The 17,739-nt window shown below is 63.8% G+C and carries 18 protein-coding genes; 6 read left to right on the top strand and 12 right to left on the bottom strand.

Going from position 1 to position 17,739, the window contains the following annotated elements:
- Positions 1–10: 10 nt before the first annotated feature.
- Positions 11–469 carry a MaoC family dehydratase gene (locus tag HDG32_RS27115; protein WP_090803790.1) on the top strand — a complete coding sequence of 153 codons (459 nt, stop codon included), beginning with the start codon at positions 11–13 and terminating at the stop codon, positions 467–469.
- Positions 466–942, top strand: coding sequence for a MaoC family dehydratase (locus HDG32_RS27120; protein WP_184072126.1), 477 nt, complete (start codon positions 466–468; stop codon positions 940–942). Before HDG32_RS27115 ends, HDG32_RS27120 begins: the two co-directional genes overlap by 4 nt.
- Positions 943–1,040: 98 nt before the next feature.
- On the opposite strand, the gene HDG32_RS27125 is transcribed toward HDG32_RS27120, so the two are convergent.
- From HDG32_RS27125 to HDG32_RS27150, 6 genes are all read right to left on the bottom strand, one after another.
- The gene (locus tag HDG32_RS27125) at positions 1,041–1,742 is read right to left on the bottom strand and encodes a glutathione binding-like protein (RefSeq protein WP_184072127.1); all 702 of its coding nucleotides are present in this window, start codon (positions 1,740–1,742) and stop codon (positions 1,041–1,043) included.
- Positions 1,743–1,869: 127 nt separating this feature from the next.
- Positions 1,870–3,129 carry an acyl-CoA dehydrogenase family protein gene (locus HDG32_RS27130; RefSeq protein ID WP_184072128.1) on the bottom strand — a complete coding sequence of 420 codons (1,260 nt, stop codon included), beginning with the start codon at positions 3,127–3,129 and terminating at the stop codon, positions 1,870–1,872.
- Between the two features lie 57 nt (positions 3,130–3,186).
- Positions 3,187–4,293, bottom strand: coding sequence for a phosphotransferase (locus HDG32_RS27135; RefSeq protein WP_184059299.1), 1,107 nt, complete (start codon positions 4,291–4,293; stop codon positions 3,187–3,189).
- Between the two features lie 20 nt (positions 4,294–4,313).
- On the bottom strand, positions 4,314–5,030 hold the full coding sequence (locus HDG32_RS27140; RefSeq protein WP_184072129.1) for a histidine phosphatase family protein: 717 nt from the start codon (positions 5,028–5,030) through the stop codon (positions 4,314–4,316).
- Between the two features lie 21 nt (positions 5,031–5,051).
- Positions 5,052–5,840 (bottom strand): oxepin-CoA hydrolase, alternative type, encoded by a 789-nt coding sequence (locus tag HDG32_RS27145; RefSeq protein WP_090803799.1) that lies wholly within the window; start codon positions 5,838–5,840, stop codon positions 5,052–5,054.
- The gene (locus tag HDG32_RS27150; RefSeq protein ID WP_184072130.1) at positions 5,837–7,393 is read right to left on the bottom strand and encodes a 3-hydroxyacyl-CoA dehydrogenase; all 1,557 of its coding nucleotides are present in this window, start codon (positions 7,391–7,393) and stop codon (positions 5,837–5,839) included. Before HDG32_RS27150 ends, HDG32_RS27145 begins: the two co-directional genes overlap by 4 nt.
- Before the next feature lie 127 nt (positions 7,394–7,520).
- Here HDG32_RS27150 and HDG32_RS27155 point away from each other — a divergent pair, with 127 nt between their 5' ends.
- Positions 7,521–8,168, top strand: a complete 648-nt coding sequence (locus HDG32_RS27155) for a glutathione S-transferase (RefSeq protein WP_090803802.1) — start codon at positions 7,521–7,523, stop codon at positions 8,166–8,168.
- 109 nt (positions 8,169–8,277) lie between these two features.
- On the opposite strand, the gene HDG32_RS27160 is transcribed toward HDG32_RS27155, so the two are convergent.
- Positions 8,278–9,450, bottom strand: coding sequence for a pyridoxal phosphate-dependent aminotransferase (locus tag HDG32_RS27160; RefSeq protein ID WP_184072131.1), 1,173 nt, complete (start codon positions 9,448–9,450; stop codon positions 8,278–8,280).
- Between the two features lie 186 nt (positions 9,451–9,636).
- A complete protein-coding gene (locus tag HDG32_RS27165; protein ID WP_184072132.1) occupies positions 9,637–10,143 on the bottom strand; it encodes a putative toxin-antitoxin system toxin component, PIN family in 507 nt (168 codons plus the stop codon).
- Positions 10,144–10,200: 57 nt separating this feature from the next.
- Here HDG32_RS27165 and yaaA point away from each other — a divergent pair, with 57 nt between their 5' ends.
- Together yaaA and HDG32_RS27175 are read left to right on the top strand one after the other, a co-directional pair.
- Positions 10,201–10,983 (top strand): peroxide stress protein YaaA, encoded by a 783-nt coding sequence (gene yaaA, locus HDG32_RS27170; RefSeq protein WP_184072133.1) that lies wholly within the window; start codon positions 10,201–10,203, stop codon positions 10,981–10,983.
- Between the two features lie 51 nt (positions 10,984–11,034).
- Positions 11,035–12,201: a carboxypeptidase family protein gene (locus tag HDG32_RS27175; RefSeq protein ID WP_184072134.1), complete on the top strand. Its 1,167-nt coding sequence runs from the start codon at positions 11,035–11,037 to the stop codon at positions 12,199–12,201.
- 111 nt (positions 12,202–12,312) lie between these two features.
- On the opposite strand, the gene HDG32_RS27180 is transcribed toward HDG32_RS27175, so the two are convergent.
- The 4 genes from HDG32_RS27180 to HDG32_RS27195 form a co-directional block, all read right to left on the bottom strand.
- Positions 12,313–12,930 carry a BspC domain-containing protein gene (locus HDG32_RS27180; protein WP_184072135.1) on the bottom strand — a complete coding sequence of 206 codons (618 nt, stop codon included), beginning with the start codon at positions 12,928–12,930 and terminating at the stop codon, positions 12,313–12,315.
- A gap of 174 nt (positions 12,931–13,104) precedes the next feature.
- Positions 13,105–13,779 carry an energy-coupling factor ABC transporter permease gene (locus HDG32_RS27185; RefSeq protein ID WP_184028785.1) on the bottom strand — a complete coding sequence of 225 codons (675 nt, stop codon included), beginning with the start codon at positions 13,777–13,779 and terminating at the stop codon, positions 13,105–13,107.
- Between the two features lie 120 nt (positions 13,780–13,899).
- Positions 13,900–14,781 (bottom strand): response regulator transcription factor, encoded by an 882-nt coding sequence (locus HDG32_RS27190; RefSeq protein WP_184072136.1) that lies wholly within the window; start codon positions 14,779–14,781, stop codon positions 13,900–13,902.
- A 213-nt stretch (positions 14,782–14,994) separates the two neighbouring features.
- Positions 14,995–16,209: a DUF2863 family protein gene (locus tag HDG32_RS27195; protein WP_184028728.1), complete on the bottom strand. Its 1,215-nt coding sequence runs from the start codon at positions 16,207–16,209 to the stop codon at positions 14,995–14,997.
- A gap of 272 nt (positions 16,210–16,481) precedes the next feature.
- Between HDG32_RS27195 and HDG32_RS27200 the strand changes: the two genes are divergently transcribed.
- Positions 16,482–17,597, top strand: a complete 1,116-nt coding sequence (locus HDG32_RS27200; RefSeq protein ID WP_184072137.1) for an AI-2E family transporter — start codon at positions 16,482–16,484, stop codon at positions 17,595–17,597.
- The last annotated feature ends 142 nt before the right edge of the window (positions 17,598–17,739 follow it).

Raw genomic sequence — 17,739 nt, forward strand, 5'->3', positions numbered from 1 at the left:
GAGGTGCACGATGAAAATCAGTTTCGAAGACATGGAAGTGGGCTCGAGCCGCGAAATCGGCAAGCACATGTTCACGCGCGAGGAGATTGTCGAGTTCGCGCAGAAGTTCGATCCGCAGCCGTTTCATCTCGACGAAGCCGCCGCGGCCGAATCGCCATTCCGCGGCCTCGTCGCGAGTGGTTGGCACACCTGCTCGGTAATGATGGGCATGCTCGTGCGCAAGGTACTGGCGGATTCGACATCGATGGGTTCGCCCGGGATCGACGAGATCCGCTGGCTCAAGCCGGTACGAGTCGGCGACACGATCACGATGATGAACGTCATCGTCGACAAGCGCGTGTCGCAGAGCAAGCCGGATCGCGGCATCGTGTCGACACGCTGGGAGGGCATCAATCAGCACGGCGAAACGGTGATCACCGTGCGCTCGAACGGCATGTTCGGCCTGCGCAATCCGGGAGCGGCGGCATGACGGCGAGCGCGGCGACGCTGGTCGCTTTCGACAATGCGGGTGCTTTGCGCGCGCTCATCGGCGCCGAGCCGCTCGTCAGCGAGTGGCTGAGCGTCGATCAGGAGAGGGTCGACCGTTTCGCCGAGGCAACCGGCGATCATCAGTGGATTCACATCGATCCCGAGCGGGCCAAACGCGAATCGCCGTTTGGCGGCCCGGTCGCGCATGGGTTTTTGACGCTGTCGCTGATTCCGGCTTTGCTCGGCAAAACGGTGAAGATCGAGCAGCGCATGGGTGTCAACTATGGCTTGAACCGCGTGCGTTTCATGTCGCCGGTACTCGTGGGGTCGTCGCTGCGCGGGAAGTTCGCCGTCGAGTCGGTGACCGACGTCGACAACAGCGGCGTGCAACTCGCGTGGAACGTGACGCTGGAGTGTCAGGGCAGCGAACGACCGGTGTGCGTCGCGGAGTTCATCACGCGGCATTACTTCTAGCGTTTTCCCTTCGCAGACGAAATGAAAAAGCGCGAGCCGGCAGGCATGCCGCTCGCGCTTTCTGTTTGTGTCGAGCCGCGTCAGCGAGACGGCCGAAACTAGTGTTTCGCGTACTGCGTCGCGCCAAACAGGATCTCTTTCGCCTTGTCGTCCGTCAGCGGCGCGCGCGCCGACGCCAGCACGTCGACGCCGCGCACCACCGCCGGCCGCGCAGCGATCTCTTCATGCCAGCGCTTCACGTTCGGCAAGGTATCGAGCTCGATGCCCTGATTTTTCCACGAACGGGTCCACGGAAACGCGGCGATGTCCGCGATCGTATAGTCGTTGCCCGCGAGGTACCGCGTCTTGCCGAGTTGCGTGTCCATCACGCCGTACAGACGTCGCGCCTCATTGGTGTAGCGATTGACCGCGTATTCGATCTGCTCGGGTGCATACACGCGGAAGTGATGCGTTTGCCCCAGCATCGGACCGAGGCCGCCCATCTGGAACATCAGCCATTGCAGTGCCGCGTAGCGCGCGGCCGGATCGCTCGGTAGAAACTTGCCGGTTTTCTCGGCCAGATAAATCAGGATCGCGCCCGATTCGAATAGCGCGAAGGGCCGGCCGTCGGCGCCTTTCGGACCTTCGGAATCGACGATCGCGGGAATCTTGTTGTTGGGACTGATGGCGAGAAATTCCGGCTTGAACTGGTCGCCGGCACCGATGTTCACGGCATGCACGTTGTAGGGTAGGCCCGTTTCCTCGAGCATGATATGAATCTTGTGGCCGTTCGGGGTTGCCCAGCTATAGACGTCGATCATCCTGGCTCCTTTGTTCGTCGAAGCGGCGCCGCAAAGAGGGCGCCGCCGTTGCCGAAAATTAGAGCATAGATCGCGCGACGCTGCTTGCCGCGGGCTCAGTCCCCACGCTCACACCGAGCCGAAGCACTCAAACGCGTGTGACCGGCATCTCAACGCGAGCCGCCGCGCCCGCATCCATATGGCGCGCAAGTTCGAGCTTGGCGATCGCGTTGCGATGCACTTCGTCGGGGCCGTCGGCGAAACGCAGCGTGCGCGCCGACGCATAGGCATACGCGAGCGGAAAATCGTCGCTGACGCCGCCGCCGCCATGCGCCTGAATCGCCCAGTCGATCACCTGACACGCCATGTTCGGCGCGACCACCTTGATCATCGCGATCTCGCCGCGCGCGCCCTTGTTGCCGACGGTATCCATCATGTACGCGGTCTTCAGCGTGAGCAGACGCGCCTGCTCGATCATGCAGCGCGCCTCGGCAAGACGCTCCTGCGTGACCCCTTGCGACGCCACCGGCTTGCCGAACGCGACACGCTGCAGCGAGCGCTTCGCCATCAATTCGAGCGCGCGTTCGGCGAGACCGATCAGGCGCATGCAGTGGTGGATGCGTCCCGGGCCGAGACGGCCTTGCGCGATCTCGAAGCCGCGGCCTTCGCCGAGCAGCATGTTGGTAGCGGGCACGCGCACGTTGTCGAGTGTGATCTCCATGTGGCCGTGCGGCGCGTCGTCGTAACCGAACACCGTGAGCGGGCGATGCACGGTGATGCCGGTGGCGTCGGCGGGCACGAGGATCATCGACTGCTGCTGATGGCGCGGCGCGTCGGGATCGGTCTTGCCCATCACGATATAGACCTTGCAGCGCGGATCGCCCGCGCCCGACGACCACCACTTGTGACCGTTGATCACGTAATGGTCGCCATCGCGCACGATGCTAGTCTGGATGTTCGTCGCATCCGACGACGCGACCTCTGGCTCCGTCATCAGAAACGCCGAACGGATCTGCCCTTGCAGCAGCGGTTCGAGCCACTCGCGCTTGTTCTCTTCGCTGCCGTAGCGCTCGATCGTCTCCATGTTGCCGGTGTCCGGCGCGTTGCAGTTGAACACTTCCGGCGCCCACGGCACACGGCCCATGATCTCGCACAGCGGCGCGTATTCGAGATTCGTCAGGCCCGCGCCGCGCTCCGATTGCGGTAGGAACAGATTCCACAGACCGGCGTCGCGCGCCTTCTGCTTGAGTTGCTCGACCAGTTCGGTCGGCACCCATGCGTTGCCGTTCTGGCGGTTGCGCGCGATCTCCGCATAGAACGCCTGTTCGTTCGGGTAAATGTGCTCGTCGAAAAAGGCGAGCAGTTTTTCGCGCAACGCCTGGACCTTCGGGGTGTAATCGAAATTCATCTTGGACCTCGCGGGTAACGGACTGCGAATGATGGGGAGCAGGGCGCGCCCTTGTGTCTAGAGAACCTTCTGCGCATAGTGCCAGGCGAGTTCGGCCATCGGCTTCGCGCGCCGGCCGGCGTCGAGCGCCTGCGCGTTCGATGCGGTACCGTCGACGACGCGCTTCATGATCCCTTGCAGGATCGCTGCGATGCGGAACATGTTGTAGGCCAGATAGAAATTCCAGTCGCCACGAATCTCGAAACCGGTGCGTTGGCAATAGCGCTCGACGTACCGCGCTTCATCGGGAATGCCGAGCGCGGCCCAATCGAGTCCCGCGATGCCGCGGAACTGCGTCGGGTCGACATGCCACGCCATGCAGTGGTAAGCAAAGTCGGCGAGCGGATCGCCGAGCGTCGACAGTTCCCAGTCGAGCACCGCGAGCACGCGCGGCTCGTTGCGATCGAAAATCAGATTGTCGAGCCGGTAGTCGCCATGCACGACCGACACGCGCTCGTTCGTTTCGGCCGGCATATGCTGCGGCAGCCATTCGATCAGCCGGTGCATCGCGTCGATCGGCTCGGTCTCGGACGCCAGATACTGCTTGCTCCAGCGGCCGATCTGGCGCGCGAAGTAATTGCCCGGCTTACCGTAGTCGGCGAGGCCGGCGGTGGCGGCGTCGACACTGTGCAACGCCGCGATCACGCGATTCATTTCGTCGTAGATCGCCGCGCGCTCGGTGGGCGTCATGCCGGGCAGCGATTGATCCCACAGCACGCGGCCTTCCACGAACTCCATCACGTAGAACGCGCGACCGATCACGCTTTCGTCCTCGCACAGCGCGAGCATGTGTGCGACCGGCACGTCGGTGTCGGCGAGCGCGTGCATCACGCGATATTCGCGTTCGATCGCATGCGCGGACGGCAGCAGCTTCGCCGCGGGTCCGGGCTTCGCGCGCATCACGTACGCGCGCGACGGCGTGATCAGCTTGAACGTGGGATTGGATTGTCCGCCCGCGAATTGCTCGAGCGTGAGCGGCCCCTCGAATCCGTCGACATGTCCGGCCAGCCACGCGGCGAGCGCGTCGTTGTCGAAGCGTTGCCGCTCGTTGACCGGGCGGGTGCCCTCGAAAGCCGAGTAGTCCTGTCTGCGTGCGGGTTCGCCGGTCTGCGTGGCTTGCGCCATGTGTCTCCTCCAGTTCGGTGTCAGCTACGCTGGTATCGGATGAATTGTGCGTAGAGCATTTCCATCGTGGTGTTGCGAACGTCGCGATGCAACGGCGACGGCGGTGAATAGTTGAGCATGCGCAGCACCCAGTCGCGCGGCGCGGCGCCGACGTCGAGCGCATTGATGCAGCCGGTCGCCTGCGCCAGATGACCGAAGAACGTGCGGCCGCCGGCCGTTAGCGCGTGCGACAGGATCGCGCGATTGACGCCGCCGTGCAGCACCAGCAACGCGGTGTCCCACGAGGTGTCTTCGCGCAGCGCCGTGACGGCCGGCAGAACGCGATCGAACAGCTCGCCGATCGTTTCGCCGTCGAGAAAGCGCATGCTTTCCGGCACGATGCCGTCGAACACGCCGAGAAAGGCGGCCTCGATATCGCTCGGCGGTATGCCGCCGAGCCGTCCGCCGCGAATTTCTTGCCACGCGGGCTCGATTTCGGGCTCGATCTGCTGACCCGTTTCGGCAAGCACGCGCCGCGCGGTTTCGATCGTGCGGGGCAAGCCGCTGACGATCACGCGGTCTAAGCGCACCTGCTGTTCGGCGAACACGCGGCCCGCCGCGCTCGCCTGCTCGCGGCCGTTCGCGTTCAGCGGCACGGTTTCGGGATCGATCGCGCGGCCGGAGTCGTCGAAGTAGGTGACGTCGCCGTGACGCATCAGGAAGATGCGGCGACGTTTCGGCAGTTGGTAGTCGGGCATGTCGGGCGGCTCTGTCGTCGTTTATTTGTAGATGGGGGCGCGTTTTTCGAGGAACGCGGTGATGCCTTCGAGACCGTCGCGATGATGCAGCGACGCGACGAAGTTATCGCGCTCGGCGACCAGATGATCCGCGAGCGGCTGCGTACCGGCCGCGGCGATCAGCCCCTTGATGCGCGCGACCGAATTGGGCGAAATCGCGCCGAGCTCGTCGGCCCACGCGAGCGCGTTATCGAGCGCGGTGCCGGCTTTCGTGAGCCGGTTGACGACGCCGAGTTCGTGCAGACGCGCGGCGCCGATCGGCTTGGCTTCGATCAGTACCTCGGTGGCCAGCTGGCGCGGCAGCGCCTCGGCGAGAAACCACGAGCCGCCGCCGTCGGGCGTCAGGCCGACGCGCGCGTAGGACATCGCGAATTTGGCGTTGTCCGCGGCGACGATCAGATCGCAGGCGAGCGCGAGCGAAAATCCGGCGCCGGCCGCCGCGCCTTCCACCGCGGCAATGACCGGCTTCGACGATAGCCGCAGTGCCGAAATCCATTGAGCGAGCATGTCGATGCTATCGGCTTGCACGGAGGGATCTTTCGCGCGATTTTCGAGCAGGCGGTTCAGGTTGCCGCCTGCGCAAAAGAAGTTATCGGCGCCGGTGATCACGACGGCGCGAATCGACGGATCGCGCTCGACGGTATCGAATGCCTCGATGCCCGCGGCGTACATGTCCGGATGCAGCGCGTTGCGCGCACCGGGGTTCGACAGCGTGAGGACCAGTGTGGATTCGCTGCTGGCCGGGCGTGAAGCGAGCAGGGCGGCGCTCATGATTGGGTCTCCGTCGGGATGTCGGCGCCGTCGCGCTGCGTGAGCGCGAGGCCGAGTTGCGCGCGTCTTGCGAGCCATGGCGACGGACGATAGCGCGGTTCGCCGAGCACGCTGTGCATGTTGCGCAGGATCGTGAGAATGGTGGTGGCGCCGAGCGCGTCGCCGAGCGCGAGCGGTCCGCGCGGGTAGCCGAGGCCGAGCATGACGGCGAGGTCGATGTCCTCCGGCGTCGCGATCTGCTTCTGCGCGATGTCGCAGCCGATGTTGACGATCGTCGCGACCACCCGCTGCGCGACGAAGCCGGTCGAATCGCGGATCACGGTGACGGGGATGCCGTCGGCGGCGAACAGCGCATGCGCGCTATCGCGCGCGGCGCGTGTCGTGGCCGGCGTGGTCATCAGCGTGCGGCGTTGCGCGCCGACGAGCGGGAATAGGGCATCGACGGCGACGACGCGGCTCGCGTCGAGCGCTTCGTCGACCGCGGCCGTGGTCGCGTCGTGGCCGAACGGCGTGACGACGATCAGCGAACCGGCGGCGGGCGTCGCGCCTTCGTCGAGCTGTACGCCCGCTTTGCCGACCAGTTGCACGACGGGCTCATACGCGTCGCGGTAGCGTTGGCTGACCCACACGCTTTGCGGCAGCGTGGTCGGCGCGGGCGCTTCGGCGGCAACCTGCTGCTTACCGTCCACGTAGCGATAGAAACCTTCGCCGCTCTTGCGGCCGAGCAGTCCGCCCGATAGCCGCCTGCCCGTGATCGGCGACGGCGTGTAACGCGGTTCTTCGTAGAACTGGTGATAGATCGACTCCATCACCGGATGCGACACGTCGAGCGCGGTCAGGTCCAGCAGCTCGAACGGCCCGAGGCGAAAGCCGGCCTGCTCGCGCATGATGCGGTCGATGTCCGCAAAGCTCGCGACGCCTTCGCCCGCCACGCGCAAGCCCTCGGTATTCATGCCGCGGCCCGCGTGATTGACGATGAAGCCCGGCATGTCCTTCGCGCGCACCGGCGTGTGGCCCATGCGGCGCGCGAGTTCCATCAGCGCGTCGCCGGCTTCGGGGTCGCTGCGCAGGCCGTCGATCACTTCGACGACCTTCATCAGTGGCACCGGATTGAAGAAGTGATAGCCGACCACGCGCGACGGATCGGTGCATCCCGCGGCAATCGCGGTGATCGACAGCGACGACGTATTCGACGCGAGGATGCAGCGGCCGCTGACCACGGTTTCGAGCTCGCGAAACAGCGCCTGCTTCACCTCGAGCTTTTCGACGATCGCCTCGATGACGAGATCGCAGCCGACCAGCTCGCTGATCGCCTGCACGCCGCTCACGTTGGCGAGCGCGGCGAGCGAGCGCGACTGCTCCAGCTTGCCTTTGGCCGTCAATTTGGCGAAAGTCTCCGCGAGATAGTCGCGCGCGGCGCCGACGGCGGCCGCGTTGGTGTCGTAGAGCCGCACGCGCAGGCCAGCGAGCGCCGCGATTTGCGCGATACCGCGGCCCATCGCGCCGGTGCCGACGATGCCGATGGTCTCGATGCTGAAATTGCGAGAGTTCATTGTGATGCCCGACTCCATGGTTATTTTAGAATAGCACGATCGTGCAATTTCTTGGATGATTCGATGGAAAGCCGCTACTTCAACCTCGACGCGCGGTCTCACACACCATGACACAAGGAGACACCCCATGATCAAGCTGTGCGGTTTTGCGCTGTCCAACTACTACAACAAGGTCAAGTTCGTGCTGCTCGAACATGGCATCGAGTTCGAGGAGCAGTTCGTGAAGCCGAGTCAGGAAGAAGCGCTGCTCGAGCATTCGCCGCTCGGCAAGGTGCCATATCTGCAGACCGAGCACGGCGACCTCTGCGAGTCGCAGTGCATCGTCGAATATCTGGCTGCGCGTTTTCCCGACAAGCGGATCTTCTGCGCCGATCCGTGGCAGGCTGCCAAGGAACGCGAAATGATCTTTTTCGTCGATGTACATCTCGAGCTGACAGTGCGCAATCTGTACAAGGAAGCGTTTTTCGGCGGCACGGTCAGCGACGCGACGAAAGGGCGCGTCGAGAAGCTGCTCACGCATCACATCGCCGGTTTCAAACGGATCGCGAAGTTCTCGCCGTATCTGTGCGGCGAGCAATTCAGCGTGGCGGATACCGCCGGCTACGTGAGCCTGCCGCTCGTCGGTATGGCGACACAGACCATTTACGGCCGCGATCTTCTGCTCGAAGCGGGGATCGACTGGAAGCGCTACGTGAAGACGATCAACCCGCGGCCGGCTGCGCAGCGCGTGACGGAGGATCGCAAGGCCTGTGTCGCGGCGTCGCGTGCGTCCTGAGGGGATGAGCGCAGTGCCATGAAGCGCGCATGGGTGCGAAGCGCACACCCGTGCCGCGCAGCGCGATGGCAAGTAACGTGGGTTCGTTCGTGGCATCGCGCAAGGCATCCTAGAGCCGCGCGAGCCGTTCGAGCGCGGTAGCGAGCGTGCCTTCCTGCTTGGCGAAGCAGAAGCGCACCACGCCCGACTCGTGCGCCTCGTGATAGAACGCCGAGACCGGAATCGCCGCGACGCCGATTTCGCCGGTCAGCCATTGCGCGAATTCGGCTTCGGGCAGGTCGCTGATCGCCGAATAGTCGACGCATTGAAAATACGTGCCCGTGCACGGCAGCAGCCTGAAGCGCGAATTCGCGAGGCCCGCGTGGAAGAAATCGCGCTTGCGCTGATAGAACGCCGGTAGCTCCACGTACGGCGCCGGGTCCTTCATGTAATCGGCGAGGCCGATCTGCATCGGTGTGTTGACGGTGAACACGTTGAACTGGTGCACCTTGCGGAACTCGGCGCTCAGCGCGGCGGGCGCGGCCACATAGCCGACTTTCCAGCCCGTCACGTGGTAGGTCTTGCCGAAGCTCGACACGACGAAGCTGCGCTGCGCGAGTTCCGGATAACGCGCGACGCTTTCATGCGGCGCGCCGTCGTAGACCATGTGCTCGTACACCTCGTCGGACAGGATCAGCACGTTGGTGCCGCGCACGATCTCCTCGAGCTTGCGCATGTCCTGTTCGCGCCACACGGTGCCGGTCGGATTGTGCGGCGTGTTGATCATGATGAGCCGCGTCTTCGGCGTGATCGCGGCGGCGAGCTTGTCGAACGGGATGGCGTAGTCGGGTGCGTCGAGCGTGACGAAAACCGGCTTGCCGCCCGCGAGTTCGATCGACGGCAGATAGCTGTCGTAGGTCGGTTCAATCACGATCACTTCGTCGCCGGGATGGACAGTGCAAAGAATCGCGGTCAGCAACGCCTGTGTGGCGCCCGCGGTCACGGTGATTTCGCTATTGGCGTCGTAGTGGCGGCCGTACAGATTCGCGATCTTGTCCGAAATCGCCTGACGCAGCGGCAGCACACCGGCCATCGGCGGATACTGGTTGTGACCGTCGCGCATCGCGTTCGCGACCGCGTCGACGATGCGCGGATCGCAGGCGAAGTCGGGAAAGCCCTGACCCAGATTCACCGCGCCTTTTTCCGCGGCGAGCGCGCTCATCACGGTGAAAATCGTCGTGCCGACGTTCGGCAGGCGAGACGGAAACGTGGGGCTCGTGGGCGTGTCGTGCGGTGCGTTCATGGCGTCGTGGGTAGCAGTGCGATAAGGTGGGCCGGTTCTCGAACTGTCGTTGCGAAGGGCGAAGCCTGATTGTAGGGAATCGCGAGACGCTGTGCGCGCCGCGGGTGTCACGTTGATCGTCAGAAGCCGCCTGACGATGAACCTTCAACGTGCGCTCGGCTCAACGCGCCACACGGACGGTCGGATTCACGCGTTGACGGGCTCGCCCCCAGCATTCTGCGCGATGCCGATTTCCGCGACGAACGGTGCCGGTTGCGCGATCCTGAAGCCGAAGTCGCGCGCGATCCGTTTCGCGAGCTTCAGCACCGCACGGTCTTTCGACACGAGCCAGTCGGCCTGCGCCGCATGCGCAAGCTCGAGAAACTTCTGATCGTCGCGATCCTTGCATTGGGGCAGCGGCCGCGCGTCGGCGGCGGCCTCGGTCGGCTCACACGGCTCGACCAGTTGCGCCAGCCGCGCGACGACCGCGAGCGCAGCGGCTTTGTCGACATTGCGGTGCGCGAACTGCGGATAGTCGAGCACGTAGGCGAGCTCGGCGAGGCAGCGCGCGTCGATCAGCGCGGCGAGCGCGCCGCTTTCGAGCGCGGCGGCGATCGGCCGCGTGTGAGGGTCGTCGAATACGAGTATGTCGATCCAGACATTGGAATCGAGTACGACGCGCAACGCGCCGCTTGAGGCGAGGGAACCGGGCATTCGTTACAATCGGGCTTTCGTCTTTGACCGCCAGGCACGGCGTGCCTGCAAGCCTCTATGATAATCGTTCTGTCGCCGGCGAAATCGCTCGACTACGACACCCCGCCGCACGTCAAAAAGCACACGATCCCCGATTTCGTCGATGACGCCGCCGAACTGATCAGCGGCCTGCGCCGTTTGTCGCCGCAACAGATCGCTTCGCTGATGAGCATTTCCGATCAGCTCGCGCACCTCAATTTTCAGCGTTACGCGGACTGGTCGCCGCAATTCGGCACGCACAACGCCAAGCAGGCGGTGCTCGCTTTCAACGGCGACGTGTACGAAGGTTTCGATGCGAAGACGTTGTCGTCGGCCGATCTCGACTATGCGCAGAATCACGTGCGGGTGCTGTCGGGCCTCTACGGCCTGCTGCGTCCGCTCGATCTGCTGCAGCCGTACCGGCTCGAAATGGGCACGCGTTTCGTCAACCCGCGCGGCAAGGATCTGTACGCGTTCTGGGGCGAGCGGATCACGCACGCGTTGAACGCGCAGTTGAAGAAGAATGCGGCCACCTCGCGCGTGCTGGTCAATTGCGCATCGGGCGAATACTTCAAGTCGGTCAAGCCGAAGCTGCTCGACGCGCCGGTCGTCACGCCGGTGTTCGAAGACTGGAAGGGCGGCCGCTACAAAATCATCAGCTTCCATGCAAAACGCGCGCGCGGCTTGATGGCGCGCTTCGCGGTGGAAAATCGCCTCGATCGTCCCGAGCAGTTGAAGGACTTCGAGACCGAAGGCTACGCGTTCTGTGCCGAAGCCTCGAACGACTCCACTTTCGTATTTCGCCGCCGCGTTGCGGAATAAGCGTGCCGCTGCGCTAAAAAGGCAGCGTGAATTCAGGCAGGGAAGACTCCGATGACGTTATCGATTACGAGCAATTTCGACGCAGGCGCAGTTGATGTGTTGTCCTGCGAGGACGCCGGCAATATTCGCCTGCGCGTACGGCCCGACAGCCACGCCGAGTTTGCGCAGTGGTTCTATTTCCGCCTGTCGGGCGCGGCGGGCGAGCGCTGCGTGATGACCTTCGAGAACGCCGCCGCGTGCGCGTTCGCGGAGGGCTGGCGCGACTATCGGGCGGTCGCGAGCTACGACCGCGTGAACTGGTTTCGCGTGCCGACGTCGTACGACGGCCGCGTGCTGACGATCGACCATACGCCCGATTTCGACAGCATCTACTACGCGTACTTCGAACCGTACAGCGAGGAGCGTCATGCGGAGTTTCTCGGCGCCGTGCAGCAGATGCCGCACGCGTCGCTGACCGAACTCGGCAAGACGGTCGAAGGCCGGCCGATTTCGCTGCTCACGCTCGGCACGCCGCCCGCCAACGATGCCGCCAACGCCGCGCCCAAAAAGAACATCTGGCTGATTGCCCGGCAGCATCCGGGCGAGACGATGGCCGAATGGTTCATCGAGGGGTTCGTGAAGCGCCTCGCCGGTTGGGGCGATTGGGCGGGCGACCCGGTCGCGCGCAAGCTCTACGATCATGCGGTGTTTCACATCGTGCCGAACATGAATCCGGACGGCAGCGTGCGCGGCAATCTGCGCACCAACGCGGCCGGCGCGAACCTGAATCGCGAATGGATGGAGCCGGATGCCGCGCGCAGTCCCGAGGTGCTGGTGGTGCGCGACGCGATTCATGCGATAGGTTGCGACCTGTTCTTCGATATTCATGGCGACGAGGCATTGCCGTATGTGTTCGTCGCGGGCTCCGAAATGTTGCCGGGCTTCACCGAGCGGCAGGGCCGCGAGCAGACGGCGTTCATCGAGGCGTTCAAGCACGCGAGTCCGGATTTTCAGGACAAGTATGGCTATGCGGCGAGCAAGTATCGCGAGGATGCGTTGAAGCTCGCGTCGAAGTACATCGGCAACGAATTCGGCTGTCTGTCGTTGACGTTGGAAATGCCGTTCAAGGACAACGCAAATCTGCCCGACGAGCGGGTCGGCTGGAACGGCGAGCGCAGCGCATCGCTTGGCGCCGCAATGGTGCAAGCGATCCTGCGACACGTGGAGACGTTCGCCTGAAGAAGCGGACGGATGGACACAAAAAACGAGGCGCGCACGGCAAAAGTGCGTGCCTCGTTTTTTATTGGGGCGACTGATCGGACGGTGGCGCGGCTCGATCAGCGCCAGATGTCATTGGCTCTTCTTCTTCGAGCTCTTGTTTGCCGATTTGCTCGACGTCGTGCGCGACGATTGGCCCGAGCCTGTCTTCGACGACTTCTTCGACGTCTTGCCGCCGACCGCGTGCTTGCCTTTGCCGCCTTTGTGCTGGCCCGATCCCGCGCTATGCGCGCGGTTTGGCGGTACGGGATCGTTCCAGCTGAATGCGAGCATCTGCGAGCCGACGTAGCCGCAGCGGAATTTCAGATCGGCCGGCTCGCCCGAGTTGTCCTCGCGCACGCCGACGCCCTCGACGGTGACGATGCTGTCCACCTTGACGCGCTGCTTGCCTTCGTCGAACGAGTCGTTCCATGGCGTGACCGACGAGTGCGCACTGTCGAACGAACTGGACGGGAATTCGACGTGGTCGAAAGCGGTCGACGTGCTCGCGACGAAGTCGCCATGCGCGGCGCAGTCCGCGACGAGCGGATCCGCGTGCATTTCGGTGATAAATCTATTGACGAGGTCGTTGTGCTGTTCGAGCTGATCAGCGAATGCGGGAGCCGCGCAGATGAGCGAGAGACCCGCTGCGCAGGCTGCCAACCGGCCGATCACCCGCAGCAACCGGCTCGGTACATTGGTGCGATCCATCTAGTTCTTTAGACGCAAATAGGAGATGAGGCAAATAAGATGCCGCGCGCAAGGGTTGAGTTCAATGTTGCTGCAAATATTCTGCCTTGTCCTGATGGGGGCGCCCGGAAAGTCTCCAGTGACGAGGCGCTGATTGTCACAGATGCGCCGCACGCGAAGTCAAAGCGCGCATTCTCAGGTGCGCGGGCCGCCCAGACGATAGCGCCGCACGTCGTAGGTGGTCACCCATGCGGGACGGTAGACCGCGATCAGCGCGGTCGCCATGCCAGTGAACCATGCTTCGCCGGTGGCGAGCAGCAGCACGCTGAGCGCGTAGCCGATCGGCACCACGGTCATCGAACCGCCGGACACGACGATATGGATGCCGAGCGCTGCCGCGGCCGTCAACGACACGGCAATGGCGGGCGAAACGAAGCCCTGGCCGAAGATGAACATGAAAAGATTGCGCGGTAGCCACGCGGTGCAGATGCGCTGGAGCAAGGTCGAGATGGCGACGGGCAGGGCTCCGTACACGAGGAACGTCAGCGCGATGCCCTGCCACGGCGCATCGAAGACGACGGCGGCCAGACCCGCGACCACCGCCATCGCGATCAGGGCGAGCCCCCAGTCGAACAGCGTGACGACGAGCGTGGCGCCGAGCAGGTGCATCACGGTGCCGTCGTCGAGCCAGGCGTTGCTCGACCACAGCACCGACACCGCGACGATTATCGCGAGCCAGACATGCTGGAGCGTGCCGTCCTGAAGTCTTTTGAAAGGTTTTTTCCACAGCGCGAGCGCGATCACCATCGCAGTGGCAATCCAGCCACCGACAGCGACCCAAAACGGAAGCGGTGTGTAGAGGAAACCCATGTGTCTCATATTACTCGTTGGACGACAAAAGGTGTGAGCGGATTCCATGCCAGCCCACCCTCGACGCTGCGCGCATGCGGACGTTCCAACCCATGCGCGCGGCGTGCCCCGCGCCCCTCGTCATGCGGAACCCGGCCCGACCGACTTCCGCGCGGGCCGGCCGGGTGGGGCCTCACCGTACGACGTGGCGGGCTCCGCGGCCATCGGTAGCGCGCTGCCGGTGTCGCTGCCCGGCAACGGATACTGGAAGCGCGCACGTGTGCGGCGCCGGAGCGGAACTGGGCCAGGCTGCCCGCGGATGACCGGCCGCGCGCTGTGCTCGCCGTTGTTGCGCAGCACTTGCAAATGATTCGTGAGCCATCCGTTGTAAAGCGCGACCGCCGCGGCGCGATTGGGCGCACCAAGTTGCTGGAATATGCTCGTCAGGTGGATCTTGACCGTACCTTCGCTAATGCCGAGCGTGCGCGCGATCATCTTGTTGGTGCTGCCCATGTGCACGCAGCGCATGATCTGCTCCTGCCGCGGTGATAGCCCGCCCGAGAGTTTGTTGCGGCGGGGCGGCGGACTTTCTTCGTCGAACGTACGGATCGCGGTGTCGGTCGGCAGCGGCGGATCGATCGCCAGCGCGCCGGGCGGCACGTAGTGACCGCCGAGCAGCACCATTTCCAATGCGCGCACGATCAGGCAGGGATCGGTGTCGCGTGGAACAACGCCGAGCACACCTTCGTCCATCAGCGCGCGCACGAGCGCGGGCAAAGTCCCGTCGGTGAGCACGCTGATGCGCAGGTCCGGAAAGTGGCTGAGCAACGCACGCACCTGCGCAACCGACATCCAGTCCTCCCAGTCGATCACGACGAGATCAGGCCGATAACGCTTGAACGGACGTTCGAGCAGACGCCATTCATCGGCTTCTGTGAAGCGTGCCAGCCGGTCGATCTGCCGCAGCAAGGCCTTGAGTCCATCACGTCGTTCTGCGTTTGAATTGAGAATCGCGAAGCGCATGCATGTCTCCAGATGTATCGGGCGAAATGGCGCGACGCATCTGTGGGACTCGTGGAGCTGACTCGATCACGGCGATGCGTCACCGTGCCTATGATGACAAATTCCCTTCGTTTTGACGGCTGTCCAAAAGGCATAAGAAATGCGGACAATCAACAAAAAAGCCCCGTATATACGGGGCTTTTTTGCGATAAGGCAGGGATGTCGACTTCGGTGTCAATGGAAATGGGGTTGCGCGGGCTCGGCGTCTTCGGGCATTTCCGCGTGGACGATTTCGCCGAGCGGGTCCGCATACAGCGGCACGCCGCAGTCGTCGCAATATTCCGGCTCGAAGCGGCCCGCGTGGCGGCGCACATCCGTGATGCCGGTTTCCTTGAGCAGCGCGACGATTTCCTCGAGCGGTTCGTCCGAGCCGGTGATTTCCTCCGGCTCCTCGTCGATGCCCGCCTCGCCGTTTTCGCGGCCGTAGAGTGGCCACACGACACCGTAGATCACGTCGTTGCTGCCCTTGCGCGTGAAGCCGACGCGGTATTCGTCGATGCGCCGTTCGCCGAAGCCGGCGACCACCGCGCGCAGATCCTGCGGCGCCGCGCCAATAGTGTCGAAAAGATAACGCACGGCGGTACGCACGGTGTGCGGACGCACACTTTCATCGGCGTCGCGGCACGCCGAGTAGTACGCATCCGGCAGCAGACATTCGAATTCGCAGCCCGGCAGCACAACCGACAGATTCGCGCCGCCTTGGGTGGCCCATTGCTCGAGACATTGGCCGCGCTCGATGCGAGTGCCGTGCTCTTCTTCCTGCCAGCGGAACGTCGCGTCGCCGACGGGAGCGGCGACTACGGCGAGCAAAAAGCGCGGGTCCGCCAGAATCGGCGAGGTCTCCGGCAGTTCGCCGAAATTGAGCTTCGCGTTGCCGCCGCTGACCGCGGCTTGCGCAAGTTGCTGGGCGATGCGCCACGTTTCGACGTGATGGCGCGGCAACTGGTCGATGCTGAACAGGAACGGAGCCATTGCCACGCGCGTGTTGGCGGCGAGCACGTGCGCTTGCAGGTGCGCGCGCAGGGCGTCGGCGGCGTCGGACTTGAGCGGGCCGGACGGAATCACGTAGCGGGTCCAGGCGAGCACAGGCGCGGCGATCAGCAGCGCCTCATAAGACACGCCTTCATGTTCGATCACGAACGATTCGCTGTGCGTTTCCGCCATGTCGGCCAGCGCGCCGTAGGCATCCGGATGGTTTTGCTGCAGATGGTCGAGCGCGGCGTCCAGCGTAGTCTGGTTGGCGTTGCGCACGACTTTGGCCAGCAGCGCGTCGAGCTTCGCTTCCCAGAAGCGATCTTCGGTACGGCTGCCCGACGCGAAAAGCGCGAGCGAGAGACCGACGAGCTTGTCGGCGTCGGGAGGGAGACGTTTGGTGATTCGCGAGCGCATAAATCCAGAAAAATTGGGGGCACGGAACCTTATATTCTAGTCTTTTCCAGGCAGCTATATGGATTGGCCAGCAATCTCCGGGCAATTTGGGCGCTTTCATCTCAAAAAATGCGGTCGCCACCGGCACAGTCGCAAGCGACTCGCAACACCCTGGCGGGATGGTATAAGGCACCCCGGACGCCCAACTCGCTTCTATACTGACGGCGTTCAGCGGGCGCCTGACGGGCGTGTGTCATGTCATTGCCACGGTCTGGCGCAATAGGAGATTCATCGTGAAATCTGACCAACTGATCGAGCGACTTGCCGCGGTATTCGCATTGATTGTGCTCGTGGGTGGGTCGTTGCTGGTGCTGGCGCCATTTACGACCGCGCTGCTGTGGGGCGCCATCCTCAGCTACAGTTCCTGGGGACTCTACCGGCGACTCACTGGCGTGGTCGGCGGGCGGCGCAAGCTGGCCGCGACCTTGATCGTGCTGATTATTCTGGTCGTAGTGCTCGGGCCGTTCGTCTATGCGGGTTTCGCGTTCGGCGCGCATGTTCACGACATCGTTGCGCTGGTGCAAAGACTTTTCGAGTCGGGGTTGCCCGATCTGCCGCCGTGGGTGCAGCGGATCCCGCTGGTTGGTTCGAGCATCGGGGCCTTTTGGGAGCGCTTGACCAGCAGCAATTCCGAGTTGATCGCGCAATTGCGCACGCTCGCCGCTCCGGCTGGGAAGTGGATTCTGGCGGCGGCGCTTGCGGTGACGCATGGGCTGGGGCTGCTGGCGTTGAGCATCGTGCTTGCGTTCTTCTTTTATACCGGTGGCGAGGGGGCGGCCGCCTGGCTGAAAGCCGGCATGCGTCGAGTAGCCGGTGAGCGCGCCGAGTATCTGCTGGCGCTGGCGGGCAGCACGGTGAAGGGGGTGGTCTACGGGATTCTTGGTACGGCCCTCGTACAGGCGGTTCTCGCGGGATTCGGTTTCTGGATGGCGGGCGTACCGGCGCCGGCGTTGCTCGGGCTCGTGACGTTTTTTCTGTCGGTGGTGCCGGGCGGTCCGGTCATTGTCTGGTTGCCGGCAGCGATCTGGCTGTATCAGGGCGGGTCGACTGGATGGGCGATTTTTGTGGTCATATGGGGCCTGCTGGTAGTCGGCATGGCCGACAACGTCATCAAGCCGATCCTGATTGGCAAAAACAGTGACATGCCGTTGATTCTGGTGATGCTCGGCATCCTCGGCGGCGCGTTTGCGTTTGGTTTTCTTGGTGTTTTCATCGGCCCGACGTTGCTGGCGGTCGCTTATACCGTGCTGCATGATTGGACGATCGGCGCATCCGCCGTCCAGACGCTGGCGCCCGAAGTGAAAACCCCATCGATAGATGACCCGGGCCGTATGGGAAAGATCCCCTAAGGAAACCCCCAGGATTTCGCTTGCAAGTTCTGGCTGCGGCGACTAGGATTCCGCTCTTTCGCGCTCCGGACGCCGGGGTGCGGAGAAGCGGGAAGCCTTTGATGGCGTGGGCTTCAGCGGCGTGGGCAGGTTAAGCGAGTGA

Origin of the sequence: Paraburkholderia sp. CI2, from assembly GCF_014201055.1 — a bacterium.
In the GTDB taxonomy this organism is placed as follows: Bacteria; Pseudomonadota; Gammaproteobacteria; order Burkholderiales; family Burkholderiaceae; genus Paraburkholderia; species Paraburkholderia tuberum.

Excerpts from the sequence above, each read along its gene's own strand:
- HDG32_RS27115 (WP_090803790.1), top strand. The coding sequence starts at position 11 with ATGAAAATCAGTTTCGAAGACATGGAAGTGGGCTCGAGCCGCGAAATC.
- HDG32_RS27120 (WP_184072126.1), top strand. The coding sequence starts at position 466 with ATGACGGCGAGCGCGGCGACGCTGGTCGCTTTCGACAATGCGGGTGCT.
- HDG32_RS27125 (WP_184072127.1), bottom strand. The coding sequence starts at position 1,742 with ATGATCGACGTCTATAGCTGGGCAACCCCGAACGGCCACAAGATTCAT.
- HDG32_RS27130 (WP_184072128.1), bottom strand. The coding sequence starts at position 3,129 with ATGAATTTCGATTACACCCCGAAGGTCCAGGCGTTGCGCGAAAAACTG.
- HDG32_RS27135 (WP_184059299.1), bottom strand. The coding sequence starts at position 4,293 with ATGGCGCAAGCCACGCAGACCGGCGAACCCGCACGCAGACAGGACTAC.
- HDG32_RS27140 (WP_184072129.1), bottom strand. The coding sequence starts at position 5,030 with ATGCCCGACTACCAACTGCCGAAACGTCGCCGCATCTTCCTGATGCGT.
- HDG32_RS27145 (WP_090803799.1), bottom strand. The coding sequence starts at position 5,840 with ATGAGCGCCGCCCTGCTCGCTTCACGCCCGGCCAGCAGCGAATCCACA.
- HDG32_RS27150 (WP_184072130.1), bottom strand. The coding sequence starts at position 7,393 with ATGAACTCTCGCAATTTCAGCATCGAGACCATCGGCATCGTCGGCACC.
- HDG32_RS27155 (WP_090803802.1), top strand. The coding sequence starts at position 7,521 with ATGATCAAGCTGTGCGGTTTTGCGCTGTCCAACTACTACAACAAGGTC.
- HDG32_RS27160 (WP_184072131.1), bottom strand. The coding sequence starts at position 9,450 with ATGAACGCACCGCACGACACGCCCACGAGCCCCACGTTTCCGTCTCGC.
- HDG32_RS27165 (WP_184072132.1), bottom strand. The coding sequence starts at position 10,143 with ATGCCCGGTTCCCTCGCCTCAAGCGGCGCGTTGCGCGTCGTACTCGAT.
- yaaA (WP_184072133.1), top strand. The coding sequence starts at position 10,201 with ATGATAATCGTTCTGTCGCCGGCGAAATCGCTCGACTACGACACCCCG.
- HDG32_RS27175 (WP_184072134.1), top strand. The coding sequence starts at position 11,035 with ATGACGTTATCGATTACGAGCAATTTCGACGCAGGCGCAGTTGATGTG.
- HDG32_RS27180 (WP_184072135.1), bottom strand. The coding sequence starts at position 12,930 with ATGGATCGCACCAATGTACCGAGCCGGTTGCTGCGGGTGATCGGCCGG.
- HDG32_RS27185 (WP_184028785.1), bottom strand. The coding sequence starts at position 13,779 with ATGGGTTTCCTCTACACACCGCTTCCGTTTTGGGTCGCTGTCGGTGGC.
- HDG32_RS27190 (WP_184072136.1), bottom strand. The coding sequence starts at position 14,781 with ATGCGCTTCGCGATTCTCAATTCAAACGCAGAACGACGTGATGGACTC.
- HDG32_RS27195 (WP_184028728.1), bottom strand. The coding sequence starts at position 16,209 with ATGCGCTCGCGAATCACCAAACGTCTCCCTCCCGACGCCGACAAGCTC.